Raw genomic sequence first — 20,954 nt, 5'->3', positions numbered from 1 at the left:
ACAATTTTAGGGTGGTTTTATTCTTTGCTTATTCTTGATGGTGAGGGAAGGACAGTCCCGGGGTCGCGTTTAACGAACCATCCGCACGATCACCATGGAGGTAGTTGACGTACCCAGCTGCCCCAATCATGGCAGCATTATCGCCACAGTACTTCAATGGTGCCCGAAGTAATTTTACTTCTGGGTGACTTTCTTGCATGCTCTTTTCTAGCTGAGTTCGCAGGCCCTGGTTGGCCGCAACCCCCCCAGCCAGAATCAACTGCTTGACTGGGTACTCATCCAAGGCCCTTAGTGTCTTAATAACTAAAACATCAACGACACTTTGCTGAAAGCTAGCAGCTAAATCGTTTTGGTTGAGTTCTTGGTGCCGTTGTTTGGCATTATGAACCGTATTGATAAAGGCCGACTTAAGCCCGGAAAATGAAAAATCAAAGTTATCTTCCTTTTCCATTGCTCGCGGAAAGTGGAAGGTATCCGTCCCCTTAGCCGCCCATTGATCAACGGTCTTACCGGCCGGGTAGTTGATCCCCATTACCCGGCCAACCTTATCATAGGCCTCTCCAGCAGCGTCATCACGGGTTTCGCCAATGATTTCGTACTCGTGTTCATTCTTCATGTAAACCAGTTCGGTGTGTCCACCGGAGACTAACAGTCCCATCATCGGAAAGGTAAACTCACTAATAAAACGGGCTGCGTATAGGTGACCGGCCATATGATTAACCGGAACCAAAGGTAGGTGGTGAGCCCAGGCAATTGTCTTCGCTGCCGTTACCCCAATCAAAAGTGATCCAACTAGCCCTGGCCCGTAAGTCACCGCTACAGCCGTTAGGTCCTGATAGCTTACCCCGGCCCTTTCTAAAGCCTCCTTGGTACACTTAGTAATTTGCTCGATGTGGTGGCGACTGGCCACCTCTGGTACCACTCCCCCGAAACGCTGGTGGCTTGCAATCTGCGTGGCCACCACGTTGGACAAGACCTTTGCACCGTCTTCAACCACCGCAACACTAGTTTCATCACAGCTTGATTCAAAGGCTAAAATTAGGTTTTGCTTTCCCATTTGCGCCTTATTCCCCCATTCTCGTTAACTTCATTTTCATTTCATAAGCATCCCCACCGTCTGGGAAGTAGTAGTGGTGCTTTTGCTGATAAATGCTAAAGCCCAGGCGATGGTATAAACGCTGGGCGCCCTGATTTTCAATCCGAACTTCTAAACTTACTGACTTCATCCCGTGTGCAAGTGCTACGGCTATCATCGCCCTCATTAGGAAGGTTCCCATTCCACGCCCCTGGTAGGACGGGGACACAGCGATGTTGGTGATGTGGCCATCACCAGTACGGGGGTGCAATGATAAACCCACGAGGGCTACAATCCTGCCCAAAGCGGTTTGCATCACCACGTAAAGGCGGTCGGAGCGTTTAATATCGCTAATAAAGGCGGCCTCATTCCACGGTGCTTTACCATAAATGATCCGCTCAATTTCAACCAGGGTAGCCGCATCATCAATCGTCGCTTGTCGAAGAACATAGGGGGTATTTGCAATCATCACCCGTCGACTCTCAAAGCTGAGTTGACGATCACCCCCCTCCCTGGTTACTAAGCGGCGCCAAAGGTCATTAAACTTCATGAACGTACTCCTGCGGCTCCTGGTCAGGGTGTTGCTTCTGCCACTGGGCTTCAGCCTCAGTAATTCGTAAGTAGCTAGGAACCAGGGTATCTGGGTCGGCAACCGGTTGCCCGTCCTTCCCAAGTAGGGCAAGTTGATAAGCCGATGGGACAGCATAGCTAGCTGGTGCCACGCTAACGTTAGCCGGCAAGGAGGCCAGTATTGTCTTTAACTTTGGGCTCACTACGCCAATTAAAATCACTGGGGCCTCCTGGTCAGCCAGCTTCGCCAAAAGATCACTCATTTCTTCATGGTGGTCGGCCATTACCGTTTCTAACTTGCCTTCCTTATACCGATATCCACCACAAAAGACGGTCCCTCGACGCGCATCAAAAAAGGGTACCAAGAGGCGGTTGTCGCCAGGGAGGGCGTTGGCGGCCAACAACTTAAGACTTGATTCTGCCACCAATTCAATGTCTAAGGTGGTTGCTAGCACCTTGGCCGTTGTGGTTGCGATCCGAATTCCAGTATATGACCCTGGCCCGCTTGCTACGACCACCCGGTCCAGGTCTTCAGGCTGCCACTTCAAGTCCGCCATCAACCGCTCAATGGTCGGTAGCACGTAGACACTGTGGTTTCTGACCATGTTTAGGGTCGTTGTGGCCATGAGGCGGTCGTCTTCCACCAGGGCGATTCCCATCGGGTGGTTTGAAGTATCAAGCGCCAAAATTTTCAATTCCATCGATCCCTTCCAAGTTATTTCTCTAACATACCCACGATACTCGTCCCAGCGGTAATTGTCCATCCTTAGCAGCCACGATTAGAATGCAAAAAAATACTTAACCTCGCCAAGCCCGCCTCAAGGGTAGACTTCTTAGCGCAGTAGCCTAAGCGGACGTGGCCCGGGGCATCAAAAGCCTCTCCTGGCACTAAGAGAACTCCTGTCCCTTTTAAAAGCCGCTTGCAAAAGCTAATGGTATCTTCTTTGATTGCCAAGCGCGGGAAAGAGGTTGAAACACCGGCCGGGGCCACCAAGGAGACCAACGGCTCTTCCTTTAGCCACCGCTTATAAATAGCCCAGTTTTCTTCCACCAGACGCCGGTTACGAGCCAAAACCTGCTGACGATGATCCAAAACGTAGGTGGCCAGAAGATCGTTTGGAACCCCGCTGCAAATCATCGTGTAATCCCGGAAGCTTCGTAATCGATCCGCTAGTTCATGGTTAGTAACTATCCAACCAATTCGGATTCCAGGGACTGAATAGGTCTTAGATAAAGAATCAGTCGCAATTCCCCGTTCGTAAAGGTCAACAATAGAGCAGACATCCTCATCACCTACCAAGGGATGGTAAACTTCATCCACCAAGACGTAGGCGTTAACTTCCCGGGCAATTTCCACCACCCGGCTCAAAAATTCTCGGTCTAAAACTGTTCCAGTTGGATTGTTGGCGTTGTTTAAACAGATCAGTTTAGTTTTACTGGTAACCAGCGCCGCCAGTTCCGTCAGGTCTGGACGCCACCCCTCCTCTTCATGTAAGAACCAATAATCAACCTTGGCCCCTAGAGACTTGGGAATATCAAACAGTTGCTGGTAAGACGGAAACTCTGCGATCACGTGGTCACCAGGCTTTACCAGGCTGTAAATAGCCAATAGGTTAGCTCCTGTTGCCCCATTGGTCTGTAAAACCATCCCTTCATCAACGTGATCGTATAATTTGGCCACCGCTCGTTTGAAAGCGGGAGACCCTTCGATCCAACCGTAATCTAGCTTGGTGCTAAGTAGCAACTTACTAAGGGCGTCTTTGTTTTCATCCATCGCACTTAACTCCTTCATCGTAAGTGAGGCAATTGTGCTTTGTGAAATGTCATAGGTTGCACTTTTTTCCCACTTATTCAGCCACTCTTCAACTCCAAACGGTGCAATTTCAACCACTTTATTCTCACCCTTCCATTTTGCGAAACCGGTTTCACTAATCTTAGCGCGATTACCTATGGAATAACAAGGAGCGCCCTTCCAATAATAAAAATTAAATCCTCCTCACATTTGGGCAACCCAAACACGAGAAGGATTATGTCTTAAATTAACCTACCACAATCGTCCCATTACAAATCAAGAAAATAGCAACTAGACTAAGGGCCAAGATAACGGTAATAACACCCTTTTCAGCCCCAGACATCGTCCGGTTATTTTCCCGAACCCCTTGGTAGTAAATCATGAAGCCCGGAATGAAACTAATTGAAACCAAGAGAACTTGTTGCCAGCCGGCTAGGAACATGCAGGCTAATTGAAAGAGAACTAACAAGAGACCTACCGTCCATTGCCCCCATTCCCTGTGCTCTTGACTGTACTTCATTTGGTAAAGTCCCACGAAGAGGTAGGAGAAGAGAATCGCCGCTGAGGCGAGGGAGTAAGCAAAGTTGTAAGCTTCCTCCGTGAACAAGAGTGAGAATAAGAAGATCGTTTGCAAAACACCGGTGATCATCAGAGAAGCCGTTGGGGCCTTCTTATCGTTAAGCTTTCCCCAGATCTTTGGCATCGCCTTATCCTTAGCCACCAGCATTGTGGTTTCAGCTGGTAGCATTGTCCAAGACAGCCAGGAGATAATAACGGAAACAATCAGACCAATGTTAATGATCATGGCACCCCAGTTCCCAACGATCAGTTTCAGGTCGTTTCCTAAAGCTGGTTGGCTAGCAGCGGCTAATTGCGCCCGGGTCAAGGTCCCATAAGGGATGATCGAAATCATAACATAGATGATCAACAGAAGAATGAACCCAATGATCGTTGCCTGTTGGGCTTGAGTCCGATTCTTAGCACGGTGCCCCATAACGGAGGCCCCTTCAACTCCGATAAAAACCCAGATCAACGTCAGTAAAGTCCCCTTTATTTGGGTGTAAATAGAGCCCGTTTCCGTCCCCTTAGACATGTTATTGGCGACGTGGCCCCAAAAATCAGTGGTGAACATCCCCGCCTTAAAGAAGATGATAGAAATAATGATAAATAAGATTAGTGGAATAATCTTAAAGAATGTCCCAATTGTGTTAATGAAGGTCGCTGTTTCCACACCGCGGTTAACCAGCAAGGTTAAAATCCAACAGAAAATAATCGCTACAACAATGGAAGTTACGTTCTGACCGTTACCAAAGACCGGAAAAAAGGTTCCTAGTGCACTCATCAGCATCGTGGCAAAGGCAATGTTTCCTAACCACGCGGACAACCAGTAGGCCCATCCAGAGATAAATTCACCGAGTGGCCCATACCCGGCCCCAGCGTACGAGAAAATCCCAGCCTCCAAATCCGGCCGTTTTTCAGATAAATTGTTTAGTGCAAAAACAAGCATCAAGAAACCAAAGCCAACAAAAAGCCACGCTAAAAGTGCAGGTCCTGGTGCGGCAGCTGCGGCAACGGCATTGGTGATTCCGAAGATCCCCGTCCCAATACAGGAACTAACAATCAACGCAATCAGGCCAAGCCGACCAATTCTGTTTTTGTTTTCCATTTTTATTTCCCCATTTTCCTTTATTGTCACTAAAAAAGGTGCAGGTGTACCCGTGGTTAGCTTGACTGACCACTACTCACCTCCACCTTCTTTAGTCTAGTGCGTTATCAATTTGTCACCATGATGATCTTAGAGGTCTTCGCGCACAATTGGGCAGGACATGCACCGTGGGCCACCACGACCCCGGGATAATTCACTGGAGCGAACTTCGTGAACTAAGATCCCGTGTTCTCTTAACAGATCATTTGAAACGTAATTACGGTTGTAGGTAACCACTTCCCCGGGAGCAATGGCAAGGGTGTTAGAGCCATCGTTCCACTGTTCACGTGGGGCAACAATTGGGTCACCATTCCCAGTTGGGATCAAGTCAATTTCCGGCTTATTCAAAGCCTTCTTCAAGACTTCCTTGATGTCGGTATGGTGCTCGATAGTGATTTCACCATCCTTACCCGGGTGTAGTACCCAGTTATCAACTTCACCCTTGTCGTCTAAGATGGCCGGGTGGACGGTAAACTGGTCGTGGTTGATCATCGTGAAGACCGTATCCAAGTGCATCATAGCGTGGTTGTGCGGAATAGAGATGGCGATTACGGTGTCGTAATTGGAATCCTTAAAGAGATTCCTGGCAATATCTTCAATTGCGTCAGCTGTCGTCCGTTGAGAAATCCCAATTGCCAAGACATGGTTAGACAATACCAGCTCGTCCCCACCTTCAATGTGGGTGGCGTGGTTACGGTCCCGCCAAACATCTACTTGCCCCATGAAGCGTGGGTGGTGGTTAATGATGTATTCGGTAATCAGGGATTCACGTTGCCGGGCCGGGAAGGTCATCCGGTTAATGGAAATCCCATCGCCAATTGAGGCCTGCGGGTCACGCGTAAAGTAAGCGTTTGGCATTGGGTCCATTAAAAACGGCCAGTCTGTGTTTTCAGAAACAGATTGCAGATCCGGTTGAGCGATGTCGATATCAGTTCCCCGGACCCCTTCAATGATCTTATTAACCATTTCTTGTGGGGTCATTGCGTACAGATAGTTGTAAAGGGCGTCATGAGTTGCCCCCATAATGTAGCCCGATTCAGCAATCATCCGGTTTAAAAATTCCTTCCGAACATCGTCGCTTGCCAATGCCTCCGCAGCTAACTTTTCAAAATATAGTACTTCAATCCCTTGGTCCCGTAATGTTTGAGCAAAGTAATCGTGTTCTTCTTGGGCAATTGGTAAGTATGGAATATCATCAAAGAGAAGGCGTTCCATGTAGTCAGGGGTAATGTTTTCAATTTCACGTCCTGGCCGGTGGAGCATTACCGTTTTGAGTTTACCGATTTCAGAGGTCACATGGATTGGACTTGTCATTGTTTCTCGCACTCCTTATCTAAGTATTCATTTCCAAATTTCTTCACAAACTTGCATACCCTGTTACGCGGGACTTAAGCGTGAATAATGGTCCCTAGCTTTCCCTCAAGGGCCTGATCCAAGCCAGCGAGTGAGGTAATGATGGCCTTGCGCTTTGGGTGATCCTTAACAAACGACAGACATGCTTGAATCTTTGGTAGCATCGAGCCCGCCGGGAATTGATCAGCGTCGATCAGTTCCTGGGCCTCTTGTACACTTAACTCGGTCAGCTTCTTTTCATCCGGTTTGTTATAGTTAACATAAACGTAGTCAACTGCCGTTAGAATGATCAACTGATCAGCATCAACGTCATCGGCTAAGAGGGCACTTGAACGGTCCTTATCAATCACAGCTGGCACACCAGTCAGAAGACCATCCTTTTCAACAACTGGTACGCCCCCACCACCAGCAGCAATCACTAGGGTCCCATTTTCAATCAGGGTTTCAATGCTGTTCAATTCCACGATCCGTTTTGGCAGTGGCGATGGGACCACTTGCCGGTAGCCACGTCCCGCGTCTTCAACAAAGGTGTAACCCTTCTCTTCTTCAATTTGGGCCGCTTGTTCCTTGGTGTAAAAATCACCAACTGGCTTAGTTGGCTTTTCAAAGGCTTGATCACTTGGGTCAACAACCACTTGGGTCACCGTCGTCACAACATCCTTTTCCATCCCCCGCTTATGCAGTTCGTTTTGCAGGCTCTGTTGCAGGTGATAGCCAATGTAGCCCTGGCTCATTGCCCCACACTCCGGAAAGGGGAAGGCAGCCGTCTTGCCGTTTTGGGCGGCAAAATCCATCCCCAGGTTGATTTGGCCAACTTGGGGACCATTCCCGTGGCTGATTACCACTTGGTTCCCGGCCTGGATAAGGCCAATTAAAGATGAAGCAGTATTTTTAACCAACTTCAGCTGTTCTTCAGGAGACTTGCCTAAGGCATTGCCCCCTAGAGCAACGACAACTTTTGACATGAATCCTCACTCCTTAGTCACCCAGAGTTGCTACCATAACAGCCTTAATCGTGTGCATCCGGTTTTCTGCTTCACGGAAGACCACGGATTGTTCGCTTTCAAAGACTTCGTCGGTAACTTCCATTTCAGTTAAGCCAAACTTTTCAGCAATTTCCTTTCCGACTTCCGTTTCGGTATTGTGGAAGGCTGGTAGGCAGTGTTCGAAGATGGCCTTTGGGTTTTCGGTTGCTTCCATGACTTCCTTGGTAACTTGGTATGGCTTGAGTAATTCAATCCGCTTTGCCCACATATCATCGGATTCACCCATGGAAACCCAAACGTCAGCGTAAATAACGTCCATTCCCTTAACACCGGCCTTAATATCATTAGTGACCACAATCTTGGCGCCGGTCTTTTCAGCGATTTCATTTGCCTTAGCCAAGGTTGCTGCTTCCGGTTCAAGTTCCTTTGGCGTTACCACGTGGTATTCCATCCCCATTACGGCTGCCCCGAGCATTAAGGCGTTGGAAACATTATCACGACCGTCACCAACAAAGGCAAATTTAATTTGTTGGTACGGCTTTTTCAATACTTCATGGGCAGTTAAGAAATCGGCCAGAACTTGGGTTGGGTGGTCCTCATCGGTCAGGCCGTTCCAAACTGGAACCCCAGAGTATTCAGCCAGAATTTCAACATTGCGTTGTGAAAAGCCCCGGTATTCGATCCCGTCAAACATTCCTCCAAGAACTCGAGCAGTATCCTTAACTGATTCCTTGTGACCAATGTGAGAACCAGATGGTCCTAAGTAAGTTACGTGAGCACCCTGGTCCTTTGCCCCCACTTCAAAGGAGCAACGGGTCCGCGTAGAACTCTTTTCAAAGATTAAAGCGATGTTCTTACCCTTTAAGTGTTGCTGTTCCGTCCCAGCGTACTTAGCCTTCTTCAAATCTTCAGCTAGGTCAAGCATGTATTCCATTTCACGAGTGTTGAAGTCAGCCAAAGTTAAGAAACTACGGTTACGTAAGTTAAAAGCCATAATTTAGGCCCTCCTTTAATCTATCAGTGTTCTTTCTACAATTTTTAGTATAGTCAGCGCTTTCAAACGTCATCAAAAAGTTCCTGATATCATCAAAAAAACGACTCAATTTTATTTTCTTCTGCTATCACCTGTGAATACAAACGCATCATTTTACATATTGAATGTTTATATTCAATATGTGATCGCTTTTACCCATTTCCTATACTTTTTTAGCAATTGAATTTACAAAAGAGTTGTTCTTCAGATTACTTCAAAACTCTTCGACTTTATTCAGAAAGTGCTTCGCTTTAATTATATCCGCTCACCCCACGTATAGTTACGTTACTACCCTTTTCTTAATAAAATAAGTTAAATTTAAGTACAATCTATTGCTAAAAGTCATTAAAAATACTATTTATTAAATGGTAATTGTTTTTATTTTGGTGATTGAAAGGGGGAGCGCCCCTTCAATTTACTTCAGAACCAATACGAAAGGATCGGTAGTATGAACTTCTACCTTCTCGAAAGTGATCAAGCAAGCATCACCCTTCTTCGTGATTTAATTGAAAACGACTTTGATAACACCCTTGTTGGATTAACTGCTGACCCCAACCGCGCCTACGAAGAACTTCTTCAACTGCGCGTCGATATCATGATCGTTTCCTACCAGGTCCCTGGCATGAGTGGAGTCGAAATGATTCACCGCCTTCAGCAGGTAAATAACCGCCCCCACTTCATTATGATTGGACCAAGTACTTCACAGGCCATCAAGGAGGAGGCCTACCGGGCCGGGTGTGACTTTTACTTGCCCCTCCCCCTCAATCGCACCGAGACCCGTTCAATCATTCGCCAGGTGGCCACCCACGTCCGATTACTCAATCGGGTAAACCAGATTTACGAAATTGCTTCATCATCGATCGCCCCTTACAACCGACCCCAATCAACCCAACGACGTCAAATGGACCACGTCGATGAAGTCTTGCGCTTTTTAGGTATCGCGGCCGAAACCGGTAGTAAAGACATCCGGAAGATCATCCGAGTGATGATTGATCAAAAAATTACCTTTTCCTCATTGGATTATCAACGCGACTTCCACATCTCCGACCACGAAAAGAAGATTACCTTCCAACGGATCCGCCGGGCACTACGGGTGGGGATTACTAATCTCGCCACTATGTGCATGGACTACCCGGAAAACGATATCCTCCTGGAATACGCTAATAACCTCTTTGAATACCAAAACATCCACATCGAAATTCAGCGCCTGCGTAATAACGAAGACGTTCGACGAGGCCAAGTTTCGATTCAACACTTCTTTGACGGCCTCCTGCAGGAATCCTCCCGCGGCCTTAACAGTGTAAACTAAAAAGGCTAGTGTGCTCGATCGACACACTAGCCTTTTTAGTATTAGTTGCGGTCATTATAACCTTGCGGGTGGCTTTCATGCCATTTCCACGCGGTGGCAATAATATCATGGACATCGTCAAAGTTTGGCTTCCAACCAAGCACGGTCCGGGCCTTGTCGGAGGCGGCTACCAGCGAGTCAGGGTCGCCTGGGCGCCGTGGGGCCATCTTAGCCGGAATTTCTTTACCCGTTACTTCCCGGGCAGCCTCTAACATTTGCTTGTTGGAAAAACCGGTTGAAGAGCCCAGGTTAAAGGCGTTAGATTCATTACCGGCAAAGAGGTACTTAAGAGCCAGAATGTGAGCGTCAGCCAGGTCCATCACGTGAACATAATCACGAACGTTGGTTCCATCCGGCGTATCATAGTCATCACCAAAGATTGATAACTCGTCCCGCTTCCCTTGGGCAACCTGCATGATAATTGGTACCAAGTGCGTTTCTGGACCATGGTCTTCACCGATCGTTCCATCCGGTGCTGCCCCAGCCACGTTGAAGTAACGAAGCGCAACAAACTTGACCCCATAAGCCTTATCGGCCCATTCCATCATGTGTTCCATCATTAGCTTGGACAGGCCATAAGGGTTAATTGGCTTTTGCGGATCAGTCTCCTTGATTGGCATGTGCTCTGGTACGCCGTAAGTTGCTGCCGTGGAGGAGAAGACAATGTACTTAATCTTGAAGTCGCGCATTGCTTCCAAAAGGGTGATCATGCCCCCAGTATTGTTGTCAAAGTACTTGAGCGGTTCACTCATTGATTCTGGAACGATCGAGAAAGCTGCGAAGTGAACAACCGCCTTAATGTCTTCGTTAATGAAGATCCGATCTAAAAAAGCCCGGTCTCGAATATCCCCATTATAAAACTTTGCCCGGGCGTCAATCGCCTTCCGGTGACCAGTTGAGAGATTATCTGCAACCACGACCTCCTCGCCATGTTCGACTAGGTCTTTTACCATGTGGGAACCGATGTACCCCGCCCCACCAGCAACTAAGATTGCCATGCGCTTATCATCCTTTCAATTTTACTAAATTTTTACTACAACCAGATTGTACCACACTTTACTAAGAAAAGCGTTTTCAACCATAATAACTATGCTCGATCCGTCCGAAAGCCACCAAATTTTTGATCAATGTATTCAAATAAAAGCCCCTCTCGCAACCCATTACTAGAAAACATTACTTGATTCATACTCAACTGGCGTAAGAGGGCCATGATTGGTAACAATCCCCCAATAATCACGTCTGCCCGGGCCGCCGAAATCCCGCGGACCTTCCCCCGTTGCTCCCGGTTCATCCGCAACAGCTCCTCCATCATCTCATAAGCATCCACAGTTTGCATCGTTAGGCCGTGAACGGGCATTGGTACCCCCTCGCCGGCCGCCAGACGCCAACGATACATTTTAGCTAACGCCCGGTTAGAGCCTCCAAGGGCCACTACCCGGGTGTGGCGCGCTCGATTTAGCCACCGCTGGCTAGACAGGACCTCATCAACCTTAATTATGGCCTCGTATAGATCGACAGCACTTACCTGATCAGCAAGGTTATACTGCTGAGACAACAAAACGGACCCAATTGGCAGGGAGACCGTCTCCTCAGCTTGTCCCTGATCAACTAAGATCAATTCCATCGAGGCTCCTCCGGTATCAATGATAATCCCATTTTCAAGCGGTAGCGTTCTTGATACCCCTAAGTAATCGAGATAGGCTTCCCGCTTCCCAGAGATTACCTTGATCTTTAAGCCCACCTCATCTTTAACCCGCTGCAAGAACTCCCGCTGGTTGGTGGCTTGGCGAACCGCAGCCGTAGCCACCGCGATGATCTCACCATCAAACTGCTCATAAATGGCCTTAAAGTTTTTAAGTGCCTTTAGGGTCCGTTCCATTGGCTCTTTTTTTAACAGCCGTTCGGATCCCATATTTTCAGAGAGGCGAACATACTCTTTTTCGTAACGAACCAACTCCGTTTGACCACTGTCTAAGATCTTGGTAATTCTTAGCCGTACTGAGTTAGAGCCCAGATCAATAACCTTCAAATTGGTTGCCATTGCGATCTCCCTTCTAGTTCTTGAGATGTAAGTTACTTACGTGACGACTCAGGGTTTCAAAAACGTTAGTTAAGTGACGCCGGTTCTTTTGTTCTTGGCGTTGGCCGCGTTCCTCCTGGCGAACCTGTTTAATAAAGAACTCTTGGCAGTTAAATTGTCCCCCAGGCTTCAGTGGGGTGTAGTGGTCCCCCTTTAAGACCCGCGTCTTAACGTCATCTTGCCACATTGAATCAAAAATGGCGATCGCCCGGGCCTTGGTGTCTTCTTGTGTGACCGGGAACAACTCTTCAACCCGCCGATTGAGGTTACGAGTCATCATGTCAGCTGAAGCCAGGTAGATTTCGGAGTGCCCGTTAGCTTCAAAGTAGTAAATCCGTGAGTGCTCCAAGAACCGGCCTACAATTGAGTGCACCGTAATATTATCATGTAGCGCCGGTAAGTCGTTACGTAGACAGGTAATCCCACGGATTAAGAGTTCAACTTTAACTCCCGCCGCCGCCGCTGCGTAAAGGTGAGCAATAATCTGCTTATCGGATAAGGAGTTCATCTTCATTCGAATCTTTGCAGGTAGCCCCTTGCTGGCAACCTCGATTTGCTCATCAATTTTTTCGTTGATAAAGTTGCGAATTCCCCCCGGTGAAACCCGCAGTTTATGGAAGTACTGTGGTCGGGCAAAACCAGACAGCATGTTGAAAAGGTTGGTCAGGTCCACACCCAATTCATAATCACAAGTGAAAAGTCCCATGTCGGTGTAGAAGTTAGCAGTTACGTCGTTATAATTCCCCGTTCCAAGGTGCATATAACGGCGAATCCCGTCTTCATCTCGCCGGATGACCAGCGCTAACTTGCAATGAGTCTTCAAACCCACCAGTCCATAAATAACGTGACAGCCCATCCGTTCCAGACGCCGGGCCCAGTGAACGTTATTTTGCTCGTCAAAGCGGGCCTTTACTTCCACCAGCACCGTCACCTGTTTCCCTTGTTGGGCAGCCATTCCCAAGTACTTAATGATCGGCGAGTTTCCCGAAACCCGGTACAGAGTCATCTTAATTGCCAGGGTCTTAGGATCCGTTGCTGCCTGGTGAATAAAGTTCACAACGGCTTGAAAGTCGTCATAGGGATGTTGCATCAGGTGGTCTTTTTGCCTGATTGCATCAAAGAGGTTATGTTCCATGTCTAATTCAGGCGCCAAGTACGGAACAAATTTGTTATAGCGATCCTCTTGGTGGTCGGTTACCATTCCCGACAGCTTCTTCAAAAAGGTCAAGTCGACGGGACCTGAAATCCGATAGACCCCTTCTTCCCTGACCTTTAAGTTGTCAATCAGGTGTGCTTCCAGCCAGGGATCAATTTCCTGCTCGACCTCCAGGCGAATTACGTGGCCATGTTCCCGCTCACGTAACTGGTGTTGAACAGCCCGTAAAAGGTCCGAGGTATCTTCTTCGGCAACGTCTAGATCCATGTCCCGAACAACCCGATAGGTTCCCGTTGCTTGTACGGCGTAGCCCGGAAAGAGGACACTGATAAAGGTCTTGATCACATCATCTAATAGGACAAAGGTGTTGACAGATGGCATCTTCACCAACCGTTTATAGACCTCTGGAACCCGAACAGTTGCAAACTCTTCCTCGTTTCGCCCGTTCTGTGCTTTTTTTTCGTGAGGTTGGGAAATTGTGGTCACCACTTCCTGATCGCCTTCCAAAACCTCCTTGGTTGAAGTCACCGGAGCGGTCCGCACCAGCTTAACAGCCACGTTCAAGGAGTTATTCGATATGAAGGGAAAAGGTCGGGATGAGTCGTCGGCCATTGGCGTCAAGACGGGTAGTAGCTCATCATTAAAGTAGCGCTGTAGGTAATCTTGCTGGTGCTCGTTTAGGCTCTTAACGGGCACAATGTGAATATCCTTATCTTCCAGGGCAGGAAGCAAAATCTCCTTATAGACCTGGTAGCGACGGGCAACCATCTGATGTTCCTTTTCGTTAACCGCCGCTAACTGGGCAGCCGGGGTCATTCCCGAGGCATCGGTCGTGGTAACCCCGGCTGCTGCTAATTTACTCAGGGAAGCCACCCGCACCATGAAGAACTCATCGACGTTACTCTGGGTAATTCCTAGAAAGTTAGCACGCTCGAGTAGCGGATTGGTGGGCGTTGCCGCTTCTTCAAGCACGCGGCCGTTGAAATCAATCCAGGAAAGTTCTCGGTTAACGTAATTTTCCGGCTGGTAAAAATCCTTGTAGTCCATTTAGTTCTCCCCCCTTGCAATTAACTCAGGTTGCAACCCATAAACATCAGTAAAGAGCTTATTCTTCCGCTGAAAGGCCCATTTTTCCAAAACTAAATCATCGCTAGCATGGGCATATATCTTTAAACGGTCGCCCTCTAATTTGAGCTCTAACTTACTGATCTTTTGTTGACGCGAATCGTCCAAAGAATCAGCCACCCGCAAAATCGCCGCTAACTTAGCAACCGGCAGCTGGATTTCATTATCCATATTCCGGTAGTGATGCTCATCAACGTCCGGGCTTTCCGAGGAGTGGTAGCGTGAGACCTCCGCAATCACCCGATTGTCCTGGTCCGAAAGGCCAATCAATGGGTTAGCCTCTAAAATATAAGCTGAGTGACGGTAATGGCCTTGGGGACTGATAAAGTTTCCGATATCATCCACCTTACTAGCGATCTCCACCAACAAGCGGTAGTGTTCATCCAAGCGGTGAATCGGAGCCAAGGCATCAAATAGCTCCAAGGTTACCTTAGTGACAAAGGAGCGGTGCGCCAATTTAACCCCGTATCGCTTGGCGATGTTGTCAGCCGAGGTACGAATCATTTGGTCAATTTGAACCTTTTTTTCATCATGAACTCTAATCAGGCTCTCAAAGGAAGTTATCTTCGTCACGTAGAGTTGCTTAGCATGTAAAAGGCGTAAGATCTGCGAAATGATCAAAAAACCTGGCAAAACCCAACTCACACTTTGCTCATCAACCCGGTAATGATTAATAACGTACTGGTTGGTGGAATCGATGATCTGCCGGTAACTGGTATCAAAATCACTTAGGGAAACTTCCCCCAGTGGCTGCTCCTTAGTCAAGTAGGTGTCCGCTAAAACAGAGACCCCTTGAACAATTAGATTTGCTCCTTTTATCTCACCCAGCTCCCCCACCAGGTACTCAACTTTACTACTGATGTAATCAAAAATGATATCACTGGGGGTGGCGGTGGTCTGCCGAAGGTTGTCGGCTAACTGACTGATCTTAGCCTTACCCAGGTCGATGTTCCACGAAGTCTCAAAGACTCCTTTCTTGAAGTAGGCCAGGGTACTGGTGGAAAGCCCCACTAGCAGGACGAAGGTATTAAACCCTTCTGTAATCCCCACCAGCTTATGCTGATCCTTAATGGCCACCAGGATTTTTGCAATTAGTTGGTTATCGCTGAGCCAGCTAATCTCTAGACCACACCGAACGCTAAGCTGATCAGCAACGTAGCGTGCCGTTACCTCATCCAAATCCTCAAGGGCGCCGTAAAATTTAACCTCATCTACTTGATATTCCGTTAAGACCCGCTGAAAGCCAAGTAAATTATCGACGATGGCGTCCATGTTTTCCGCGTAGTTGGCAACCATCTCACTCCCAACGTTTAAATTTCCCGACCGGACCGTTGTTACCACTTGTTTTTCCTGGCGATCAATGATTTGGAGCCCCACTTGATCAGGCTCCAAAAAGATAATGCCACCATAACGTTGCTTAGCCACGTACACCACTCCCCATCATGAGTTTTTTTCTTTCTTTAGAATAGCACGAATATGGGCTGCCTGTTAAAAAAGAGACAGCAACAAAATCGTCACACGTCCCTTCTTCACATACGTTATTAACGCTTTTTCCAGTACAAAGTCGCCCGGGCACTCTCCTCGCCTTGGCAGGTAATCTGGTGATGAGTAATCATCAGGTTACCATCCTGAGCAGGGAGTGAGCCAGTGCTCGTTACGGTCTGGCCGTAGCGAACCTCATGGGCAAATTCAATTTGCATTTTTACCACTTGGTAATTACGTAAAAAGTCACCATCCAAGACATCCATCATCCACTCAAAGTAGTGGGCGTTATTGACGTGGCGGTTACCGTCAATATCAAAGTAGCGAACCCGATAGTCCCGTGTTGGCCACCCTGTTTGGTCATCGATGGGGGCTGGTTTTTCTAAGCGCGGAATCCTTTTGGTCTCTTCCATTTGGAAGGTATCGATCATTTCCTGGGGAATCGTCATAATTCGACGTTTTTCAAGGTTCATAAAGACAAAGGTCCCGCTAACCTTAGCATAGTAATTTCCCGCTAAGTCCTTAACCCAGAAGTCACGGATCACAAAAAAACGGTTGTAGGCCCGGACCCGTGTTCCCAAGATTACTTCCTCACCCTTAACGGGTTGGTGCTCCGCAAGGTTACCCTCATAATTAATGATCACCCAGCCTCCACCGTACTGCCCTGCACGCTTTAATCCCACCCCATTGGCATCGTTGTCGGCCTCGGAGGCTAGAATTAGCATCGCTACGATCATTGCTAACGTTGGGTGCCCACTACTATCACACTCGTAGTACTTGATGTGATGGTGCATTTCAAATTTCGTTGCCATGCTTACTGTTCGTTCCTTCCTATAGTTGGTGATACTGTCGATACAGCTCCTGGCGATTTAAGCCTAGACGCTTAGCCACCTGCTTAATTGCAACGTTTGGGCTTTGTCCTCCTTCAATAGCAGCTTTAATCTGTTCTAATGGACTTCCCGTTGGAGCATCTTCTTCGGTAGGATGGTCGTTACCAGCTACCATCACCACAAATTCACCGCGGACGCCTTCCTTTGCCCAGGATAATAGTTCGTCCAAACTCCCCCGTGCAAACTCTTCGTAGCGCTTAGTTAACTCCCGGGCCAAAACAGCCGGACGATCCTTACCAAAGACCTCCACCATTGAAGCTAGGGTCTTTGCTAAACGGTGAGGCGCCTCGTAAAAGATCATCGTTTCCCGCCGGTTCTTCAGCTGCTCCAATTCCGTTACCTGTTGCTGGTGCTTACGCTCTAAAAAACCGTAAAAGTAAAAGGGTTGTGGACAAAGTCCTGAGGCAATTAACGCCGTCAAGGCAGCATTTGCGCCTGGTAAGGGTACGACGGCAATTCCCGCTTCAATACAGGCTGCTACCAATTCCTTACCGGGATCAGAAATCGAGGGCATCCCCGCATCACTGCACTGCGCCAAAGTGGCCCCCTGTTTCAGGCGGTTAATCAGCTCCGGAATTCGCTGCTCGGTATTATGCTCGTGAAAACTGATTGCCTTCGTCTCAATTGCAAAGTGGTTTAGGAGCTGACGGGTGTGACGGGTATCTTCAGCACAAATCAATTCGGCCTCTTTTAAGACCTTGATCGCTCGAAAGGTCATGTCGTCTAGGTTCCCAATCGGAGTTGGCACCAGGTAGAGTGTCCCCGTTGGGTGCTCTTGAAAACTTGCCTGTACTTGCATCTAATTTCCTTTCTTACGCGGGTTAAGTGTCGACTGACAAAAGAGGCATTCATCATCACGACGCTTACCATAGTATTCGTGACAAATGTGAAAACCCTCTTCATAAATCTTTTGTAACTTCTTTTGTGAGGCCGTTAACCCCCCCGCTTGTTGCTCACTCTGTGATTCCAGTAGGCGACGCAGGTGATCATTTTCAATTGACAGGGCAGCATTTTCTTCTAACACCTGAGTCATCATCTTTTGGAGGCCCTCCATACTAGCCACCAGTTCCCTGGTTTGGCTGATAGTCTGGTTTAAGCGATCGTAAATATTTCCCTTATCAAGATGCTCACTCACGGTTAATTCCTTCTTTCCTCACTAAAATCCCCCGTCACCACGAATAGGATGCGTAGTGTTAACTGTTCCATTACGTTTTGAAAGCTGATGTTTTGATCAAGGAGGCGGCGCCCTTCTAAGGTTAGCTCGCTTGCTACCAGAACACTTTTTGCCGGAAGGCGTAGGACTGCTTGACTGATTGCCTCTTGCCACTGACGAAAGTGAAGCTGCTCTGGATCAGTAACCTGATTTTTGATCATCAAGGCATCACGCCACACCGTCATCACCAGGTCCAAGATTACGAGCTGTTTTTCACGATTACTGGCTTGTTTAACCAGGTTTGTTTGAACATCAACAAAACTCAGTGGATTAGCAGTGGCAACCTCTTTAAACCAATCAATCACCTGATTTACACTCTGAGCTAGCCAATCATCTTCCATCAGGGCTGCACCTTGATCCACACTTAACCCCAGCCCCGCAACAAGCGGCCCAAGGTAGGCTGGAACCCCTACCTCTTTCAACTGAGCATTAATCACTTCTTTGGCTAGCGGGCGCATCTCAATTATTTGGCAACGGGACTTAACCGTCGGCAAAACAGCACTTTTATTGGCTGTCAGTAAGAAGATGTAGGTTCCAGCTCCTGGTTCTTCAATAAACTTCAGCAGCGAGTTTGCTGCCGAACCTGTTAACGTTTCGGCACCGTCAATAATGAAAATCTTCTGGGATCCTTCGACCCCGGTTTTGGTAAACTCAGCCTTTAAGTAACGAACCTGGTCAACCTTAATCTGGCGTCCCTCCGGCCGGGCAACCACCACGTCCGGATGATTACCGGATAGGATCCGCTGACACTCAGCGCAAGTGCGGTCAGGGTTTCCGTTATCATCAGAGAACTTACAAAACAGGCGCAGAGCCACCTCCGTTGCAAGGGCGAAAGTTCCCATGCTTACACTTCCTACTAGTAGATAGGCGTGTGCCAATTCTCCCTTTTCAATTAGGCGGGCAAAGCGTTCCGTTATTTCTGGCTGCAGTTCGCTAGCCACTTGTTCATGAATCTTCTCTTCTCCCATCGTTAGAAGTGAAGGAATTGTTCAACCGGTAGGACAAAGACTGTTGCCCCACCAACTTGAACATTAATCGGCATTGCCCCGGCCCCGTTATCCATGTGTGTCGGCGGGGTCATGTATTGTTCACGAGATTCTGCGTTTTTCTTAATGATCTCTAAAACCTCGTTAACCCGATCATCATCAACCCCAATCATGAAGGTTGTGTTTCCCTCCCGCAAAAAGCCACCGGTACTGGAAAGCTTGGTGGCACCAATCTTAGCATCGTTAAAGGCATCGCGAAGTCGGTTGCTATCCTTTGGTTGCACAATGGCCATAATCATCTTCATGACTCTTCCTCCTTACTTGGTAAACAAATCATCATAACGGGCATGGATCGCCCGATGGACGTCTTCAATCACCTGATTTAGGTCCTGGTCGGCATTAATCTTGACAATTCGGTCGGGAAAACGTTCCTGAAGGGTCAAGTAAGCCTGGCGAACCCGGCGGTGAAAGTTGACCGTCTGTTCATCTAAGCGGTTAATGGTCTCGGCACGCCCCTTTTCAATTCGGGCCAGCCCAGTTTCCACTGGCAAGTCCAAAAAGATCGTTAGATCTGGTAAGAGTCCATCAATCGCATACTGATTGAGTTCCCAGATTTTATCAACCCCTAAGTTACGTCCACCACCTTGGTAAGCTATCGAGCTATCCAAGTACCGATCACACAGGATCAGCTTTCCCGCTTCCAGAGCTGGTTTTAAGGTCTGTACCACATGTTGGCGCCGTGACGCTGCGTATAAAAAGGCTTCCGTCCAATCATCCATGGCCGTATTTTGCTTGTCTAGCAGGACCGCCCGAATTTGTTCGGCGATTTGGTTTCCCCCGGGTTCACGGGTATACAAAACCTGGGTTCCCAGCTGGTTAATTAGGGCTTGGCGAATATTATTCAAGACACTCGTCTTTCCCGCTCCATCTGGTCCTTCAAAACTAATAAATCGTCCACTCATCTCTTGGTGTGCCCCTTATCTTTATTGCATAATTACCCCAGTATTCGTTTTACCGTGTAATCCACGTTTACGAGCCAGGTCATACAGGTATAGGTACTTACGTTCTTGGAGCTTAGTCCGCTCCTTTAGTTCATTACTTACATCACTTTCGTATACGGCCCGCTCCGTCTCCTTTGCGTGGTCCCAACTGTCCTTAGTTTGGTAAATAAGGTTTAACAGGCGCTGGTTACCCGCCTGTTCAACTTGGTGTTGTGATCGTTTAAAAAACATCTTACATCTCCGTTCGACCTTGGACAGCCCGGAAAAGGGTCACTTCGTCCGTGTAGTCAATGTCGGCTCCCGCTGAAAGTCCGTGAGCTAAGCGCGTTACTTTAATGCCGGCCGGCTTAATTAAGTGGGCCAGGTACTGAGCAGTAGTTTCCCCGTCCAGCGAAGCATTAGTGGCAACAATTATTTCTTGAACCTCCTTATGCTTCTCTAAGCGCCTCAAAAGACTTTCTAAGTTGATGTCCTGTGGCCCAGTCCCCTCGCTTGGGGAAATAGTCCCATGTAAGACGTGATACAGACCGTGGTACTCCTTCATACGCTCCATTGCCATGATATCCCTTGATCGTTCGACCACCAACAAGCGCGTTTGATCCCGGGTCTTATCCTTACAAATTGGACACGGGTCGTCTTCGGTAATATTGCCACAGATACTGCAGTAATGGAGATCTTTTTTTACCGCCCGCAGTGATTTAGCAAAATTATCCACATCCTCATCACTCATCCCCAGGGTGTAAAAGGCCAGCCGGGTTGCCGACTTCTCCCCAATTCCGGGAAGCTTCATGTAGCTATCAATTAGGCGCGCAATTGGTTCTGGATATTGCATTCGCTCACCCTGGTCCTACATTCCCAGGCCGCGGGTGTATTTGCCCATCTTATCTTGGGTGGCATCGTCAACCTTTTGTAAGCCGTCGTTTAAAGCGGCCACGATTAGGTCGCTTAACATATCAACATCATCTGGGTCAACGGCTTCTGGGTTAATTTTCAAGTCCTTAACCTTCTTATCACCGGTTAAGGTTACCGTCACCATGTCATCCGGTGCTAGGCCAACGAATTCAGTTGCGGCCAACTCTTCTTGTTCAGCCATCATTTGCTTTTGCATCTTTTGAGCCTGCTTCATCATCTTTTGCATGTTCATTCCGCGCATCATAAT

Annotated in this window: 22 protein-coding genes; 1 reads left to right on the top strand and 21 read right to left on the bottom strand. The window is 48.0% G+C overall.

Annotated elements, in window-relative coordinates; genetic code table 11:
* Positions 1 to 28: 28 nt before the first annotated feature.
* The 8 genes from tsaD to argF all read right to left on the bottom strand — a co-directional run bounded on the left by tsaD (position 29) and on the right by argF (position 8,475).
* Complete coding sequence (gene tsaD / locus AOQ57_RS02100; protein ID WP_093624749.1) at positions 29 to 1,057, bottom strand: tRNA (adenosine(37)-N6)-threonylcarbamoyltransferase complex transferase subunit TsaD; 1,029 nt, start codon at positions 1,055 to 1,057, stop codon at positions 29 to 31.
* 7 nt (positions 1,058 to 1,064) lie between these two features.
* Positions 1,065 to 1,625, bottom strand: coding sequence for a ribosomal protein S18-alanine N-acetyltransferase (gene rimI / locus AOQ57_RS02095; RefSeq protein WP_093624747.1), 561 nt, complete (start codon positions 1,623 to 1,625; stop codon positions 1,065 to 1,067).
* A complete protein-coding gene (gene tsaB / locus AOQ57_RS02090) occupies positions 1,615 to 2,340 on the bottom strand; it encodes a tRNA (adenosine(37)-N6)-threonylcarbamoyltransferase complex dimerization subunit type 1 TsaB (RefSeq protein ID WP_305848687.1) in 726 nt (241 codons plus the stop codon). The genes rimI and tsaB overlap by 11 nt, the downstream gene beginning before the upstream one ends.
* A gap of 71 nt (positions 2,341 to 2,411) precedes the next feature.
* Positions 2,412 to 3,536 carry an aminotransferase gene (locus AOQ57_RS02085; protein ID WP_093624743.1) on the bottom strand — a complete coding sequence of 375 codons (1,125 nt, stop codon included), beginning with the start codon at positions 3,534 to 3,536 and terminating at the stop codon, positions 2,412 to 2,414.
* 148 nt (positions 3,537 to 3,684) lie between these two features.
* Entirely contained in the window at positions 3,685 to 5,103 is a 1,419-nt protein-coding gene (locus AOQ57_RS02080; RefSeq protein WP_093624741.1) for a basic amino acid/polyamine antiporter, read from the bottom strand.
* 129 nt (positions 5,104 to 5,232) lie between these two features.
* Positions 5,233 to 6,456, bottom strand: a complete 1,224-nt coding sequence (gene arcA / locus AOQ57_RS02075) for an arginine deiminase (RefSeq protein WP_093624739.1) — start codon at positions 6,454 to 6,456, stop codon at positions 5,233 to 5,235.
* 74 nt (positions 6,457 to 6,530) lie between these two features.
* A complete protein-coding gene (arcC, locus tag AOQ57_RS02070) occupies positions 6,531 to 7,460 on the bottom strand; it encodes a carbamate kinase (protein WP_093624737.1) in 930 nt (309 codons plus the stop codon).
* Positions 7,461 to 7,473: 13 nt separating this feature from the next.
* Positions 7,474 to 8,475 (bottom strand): ornithine carbamoyltransferase, encoded by a 1,002-nt coding sequence (gene argF / locus AOQ57_RS02065; RefSeq protein WP_093624735.1) that lies wholly within the window; start codon positions 8,473 to 8,475, stop codon positions 7,474 to 7,476.
* Positions 8,476 to 8,962: 487 nt separating this feature from the next.
* Between argF and AOQ57_RS02060 the strand changes: the two genes are divergently transcribed.
* Positions 8,963 to 9,823: a DNA-binding domain-containing protein gene (locus AOQ57_RS02060; protein ID WP_093624733.1), complete on the top strand. Its 861-nt coding sequence runs from the start codon at positions 8,963 to 8,965 to the stop codon at positions 9,821 to 9,823.
* Between the two features lie 41 nt (positions 9,824 to 9,864).
* Here AOQ57_RS02060 and galE read toward each other — a convergent pair whose 3' ends face one another.
* The 13 genes from galE to AOQ57_RS01995 all read right to left on the bottom strand — a co-directional run bounded on the left by galE (position 9,865) and on the right by AOQ57_RS01995 (position 20,951).
* Positions 9,865 to 10,860 carry a UDP-glucose 4-epimerase GalE gene (gene galE / locus AOQ57_RS02055; RefSeq protein WP_093624731.1) on the bottom strand — a complete coding sequence of 332 codons (996 nt, stop codon included), beginning with the start codon at positions 10,858 to 10,860 and terminating at the stop codon, positions 9,865 to 9,867.
* 89 nt (positions 10,861 to 10,949) lie between these two features.
* Positions 10,950 to 11,903, bottom strand: a complete 954-nt coding sequence (locus tag AOQ57_RS02050; protein ID WP_093624729.1) for a Ppx/GppA family phosphatase — start codon at positions 11,901 to 11,903, stop codon at positions 10,950 to 10,952.
* Positions 11,904 to 11,916: 13 nt separating this feature from the next.
* Positions 11,917 to 14,145: an RNA degradosome polyphosphate kinase gene (locus tag AOQ57_RS02045; protein WP_093624727.1), complete on the bottom strand. Its 2,229-nt coding sequence runs from the start codon at positions 14,143 to 14,145 to the stop codon at positions 11,917 to 11,919.
* Complete coding sequence (locus AOQ57_RS02040; RefSeq protein ID WP_093624725.1) at positions 14,146 to 15,657, bottom strand: exopolyphosphatase; 1,512 nt, start codon at positions 15,655 to 15,657, stop codon at positions 14,146 to 14,148.
* 107 nt (positions 15,658 to 15,764) lie between these two features.
* A complete protein-coding gene (locus tag AOQ57_RS02035) occupies positions 15,765 to 16,517 on the bottom strand; it encodes an acyl-[acyl-carrier-protein] thioesterase (protein WP_093624723.1) in 753 nt (250 codons plus the stop codon).
* Between the two features lie 19 nt (positions 16,518 to 16,536).
* Complete coding sequence (rsmI, locus tag AOQ57_RS02030) at positions 16,537 to 17,394, bottom strand: 16S rRNA (cytidine(1402)-2'-O)-methyltransferase (protein ID WP_093624721.1); 858 nt, start codon at positions 17,392 to 17,394, stop codon at positions 16,537 to 16,539.
* Positions 17,395 to 17,730 (bottom strand): DNA replication initiation control protein YabA, encoded by a 336-nt coding sequence (locus AOQ57_RS02025; RefSeq protein ID WP_093624718.1) that lies wholly within the window; start codon positions 17,728 to 17,730, stop codon positions 17,395 to 17,397.
* A 2-nt stretch (positions 17,731 to 17,732) separates the two neighbouring features.
* Positions 17,733 to 18,749, bottom strand: coding sequence for a DNA polymerase III subunit delta' (gene holB, locus AOQ57_RS02020; protein WP_439950838.1), 1,017 nt, complete (start codon positions 18,747 to 18,749; stop codon positions 17,733 to 17,735).
* A gap of 29 nt (positions 18,750 to 18,778) precedes the next feature.
* The gene (darA, locus tag AOQ57_RS02015; protein WP_093624714.1) at positions 18,779 to 19,099 is read right to left on the bottom strand and encodes a cyclic di-AMP receptor DarA; all 321 of its coding nucleotides are present in this window, start codon (positions 19,097 to 19,099) and stop codon (positions 18,779 to 18,781) included.
* Between the two features lie 12 nt (positions 19,100 to 19,111).
* Entirely contained in the window at positions 19,112 to 19,756 is a 645-nt protein-coding gene (gene tmk, locus AOQ57_RS02010) for a dTMP kinase (RefSeq protein WP_093624712.1), read from the bottom strand.
* A gap of 21 nt (positions 19,757 to 19,777) precedes the next feature.
* Positions 19,778 to 20,026 carry a YaaL family protein gene (locus AOQ57_RS02005; protein WP_093624710.1) on the bottom strand — a complete coding sequence of 83 codons (249 nt, stop codon included), beginning with the start codon at positions 20,024 to 20,026 and terminating at the stop codon, positions 19,778 to 19,780.
* Position 20,027: 1 nt separating this feature from the next.
* The gene (gene recR / locus AOQ57_RS02000; protein WP_093624708.1) at positions 20,028 to 20,627 is read right to left on the bottom strand and encodes a recombination mediator RecR; all 600 of its coding nucleotides are present in this window, start codon (positions 20,625 to 20,627) and stop codon (positions 20,028 to 20,030) included.
* 15 nt (positions 20,628 to 20,642) lie between these two features.
* Complete coding sequence (locus AOQ57_RS01995) at positions 20,643 to 20,951, bottom strand: YbaB/EbfC family nucleoid-associated protein (RefSeq protein WP_093624706.1); 309 nt, start codon at positions 20,949 to 20,951, stop codon at positions 20,643 to 20,645.
* Positions 20,952 to 20,954: the final 3 nt, after the last annotated feature.

The sequence above is a fragment of the Limosilactobacillus gorillae genome (assembly GCF_001293735.1).
Lineage (GTDB): Bacteria > Bacillota > Bacilli > Lactobacillales > Lactobacillaceae > Limosilactobacillus > Limosilactobacillus gorillae.
Note: the sequence above shows the minus strand (reverse complement) of the source record. Positions and strands in the feature narration are given on the sequence as shown.

What these genes read in the sequence shown, in the direction of transcription:
- recR (WP_093624708.1), bottom strand. Translation starts at nt 20,627, where the DNA reads ATGCAATATCCAGAACCAATTGCGCGCCTAATTGATAGCTACATGAAG.
- galE (WP_093624731.1), bottom strand. Translation starts at nt 10,860, where the DNA reads ATGGCAATCTTAGTTGCTGGTGGGGCGGGGTACATCGGTTCCCACATG.
- tmk (WP_093624712.1), bottom strand. Translation starts at nt 19,756, where the DNA reads ATGAGTGGACGATTTATTAGTTTTGAAGGACCAGATGGAGCGGGAAAG.
- AOQ57_RS02045 (WP_093624727.1), bottom strand. Translation starts at nt 14,145, where the DNA reads ATGGACTACAAGGATTTTTACCAGCCGGAAAATTACGTTAACCGAGAA.
- rsmI (WP_093624721.1), bottom strand. Translation starts at nt 17,394, where the DNA reads ATGCAAGTACAGGCAAGTTTTCAAGAGCACCCAACGGGGACACTCTAC.
- tsaD (WP_093624749.1), bottom strand. Translation starts at nt 1,057, where the DNA reads ATGGGAAAGCAAAACCTAATTTTAGCCTTTGAATCAAGCTGTGATGAA.
- rimI (WP_093624747.1), bottom strand. Translation starts at nt 1,625, where the DNA reads ATGAAGTTTAATGACCTTTGGCGCCGCTTAGTAACCAGGGAGGGGGGT.
- AOQ57_RS02050 (WP_093624729.1), bottom strand. Translation starts at nt 11,903, where the DNA reads ATGGCAACCAATTTGAAGGTTATTGATCTGGGCTCTAACTCAGTACGG.
- AOQ57_RS02080 (WP_093624741.1), bottom strand. Translation starts at nt 5,103, where the DNA reads ATGGAAAACAAAAACAGAATTGGTCGGCTTGGCCTGATTGCGTTGATT.
- arcA (WP_093624739.1), bottom strand. Translation starts at nt 6,456, where the DNA reads ATGACAAGTCCAATCCATGTGACCTCTGAAATCGGTAAACTCAAAACG.
- AOQ57_RS01995 (WP_093624706.1), bottom strand. Translation starts at nt 20,951, where the DNA reads ATGATGCGCGGAATGAACATGCAAAAGATGATGAAGCAGGCTCAAAAG.
- darA (WP_093624714.1), bottom strand. Translation starts at nt 19,099, where the DNA reads ATGAAGATGATTATGGCCATTGTGCAACCAAAGGATAGCAACCGACTT.
- AOQ57_RS02035 (WP_093624723.1), bottom strand. Translation starts at nt 16,517, where the DNA reads ATGGCAACGAAATTTGAAATGCACCATCACATCAAGTACTACGAGTGT.
- AOQ57_RS02005 (WP_093624710.1), bottom strand. Translation starts at nt 20,026, where the DNA reads ATGTTTTTTAAACGATCACAACACCAAGTTGAACAGGCGGGTAACCAG.
- argF (WP_093624735.1), bottom strand. Translation starts at nt 8,475, where the DNA reads ATGGCTTTTAACTTACGTAACCGTAGTTTCTTAACTTTGGCTGACTTC.
- AOQ57_RS02060 (WP_093624733.1), top strand. Translation starts at nt 8,963, where the DNA reads ATGAACTTCTACCTTCTCGAAAGTGATCAAGCAAGCATCACCCTTCTT.
- arcC (WP_093624737.1), bottom strand. Translation starts at nt 7,460, where the DNA reads ATGTCAAAAGTTGTCGTTGCTCTAGGGGGCAATGCCTTAGGCAAGTCT.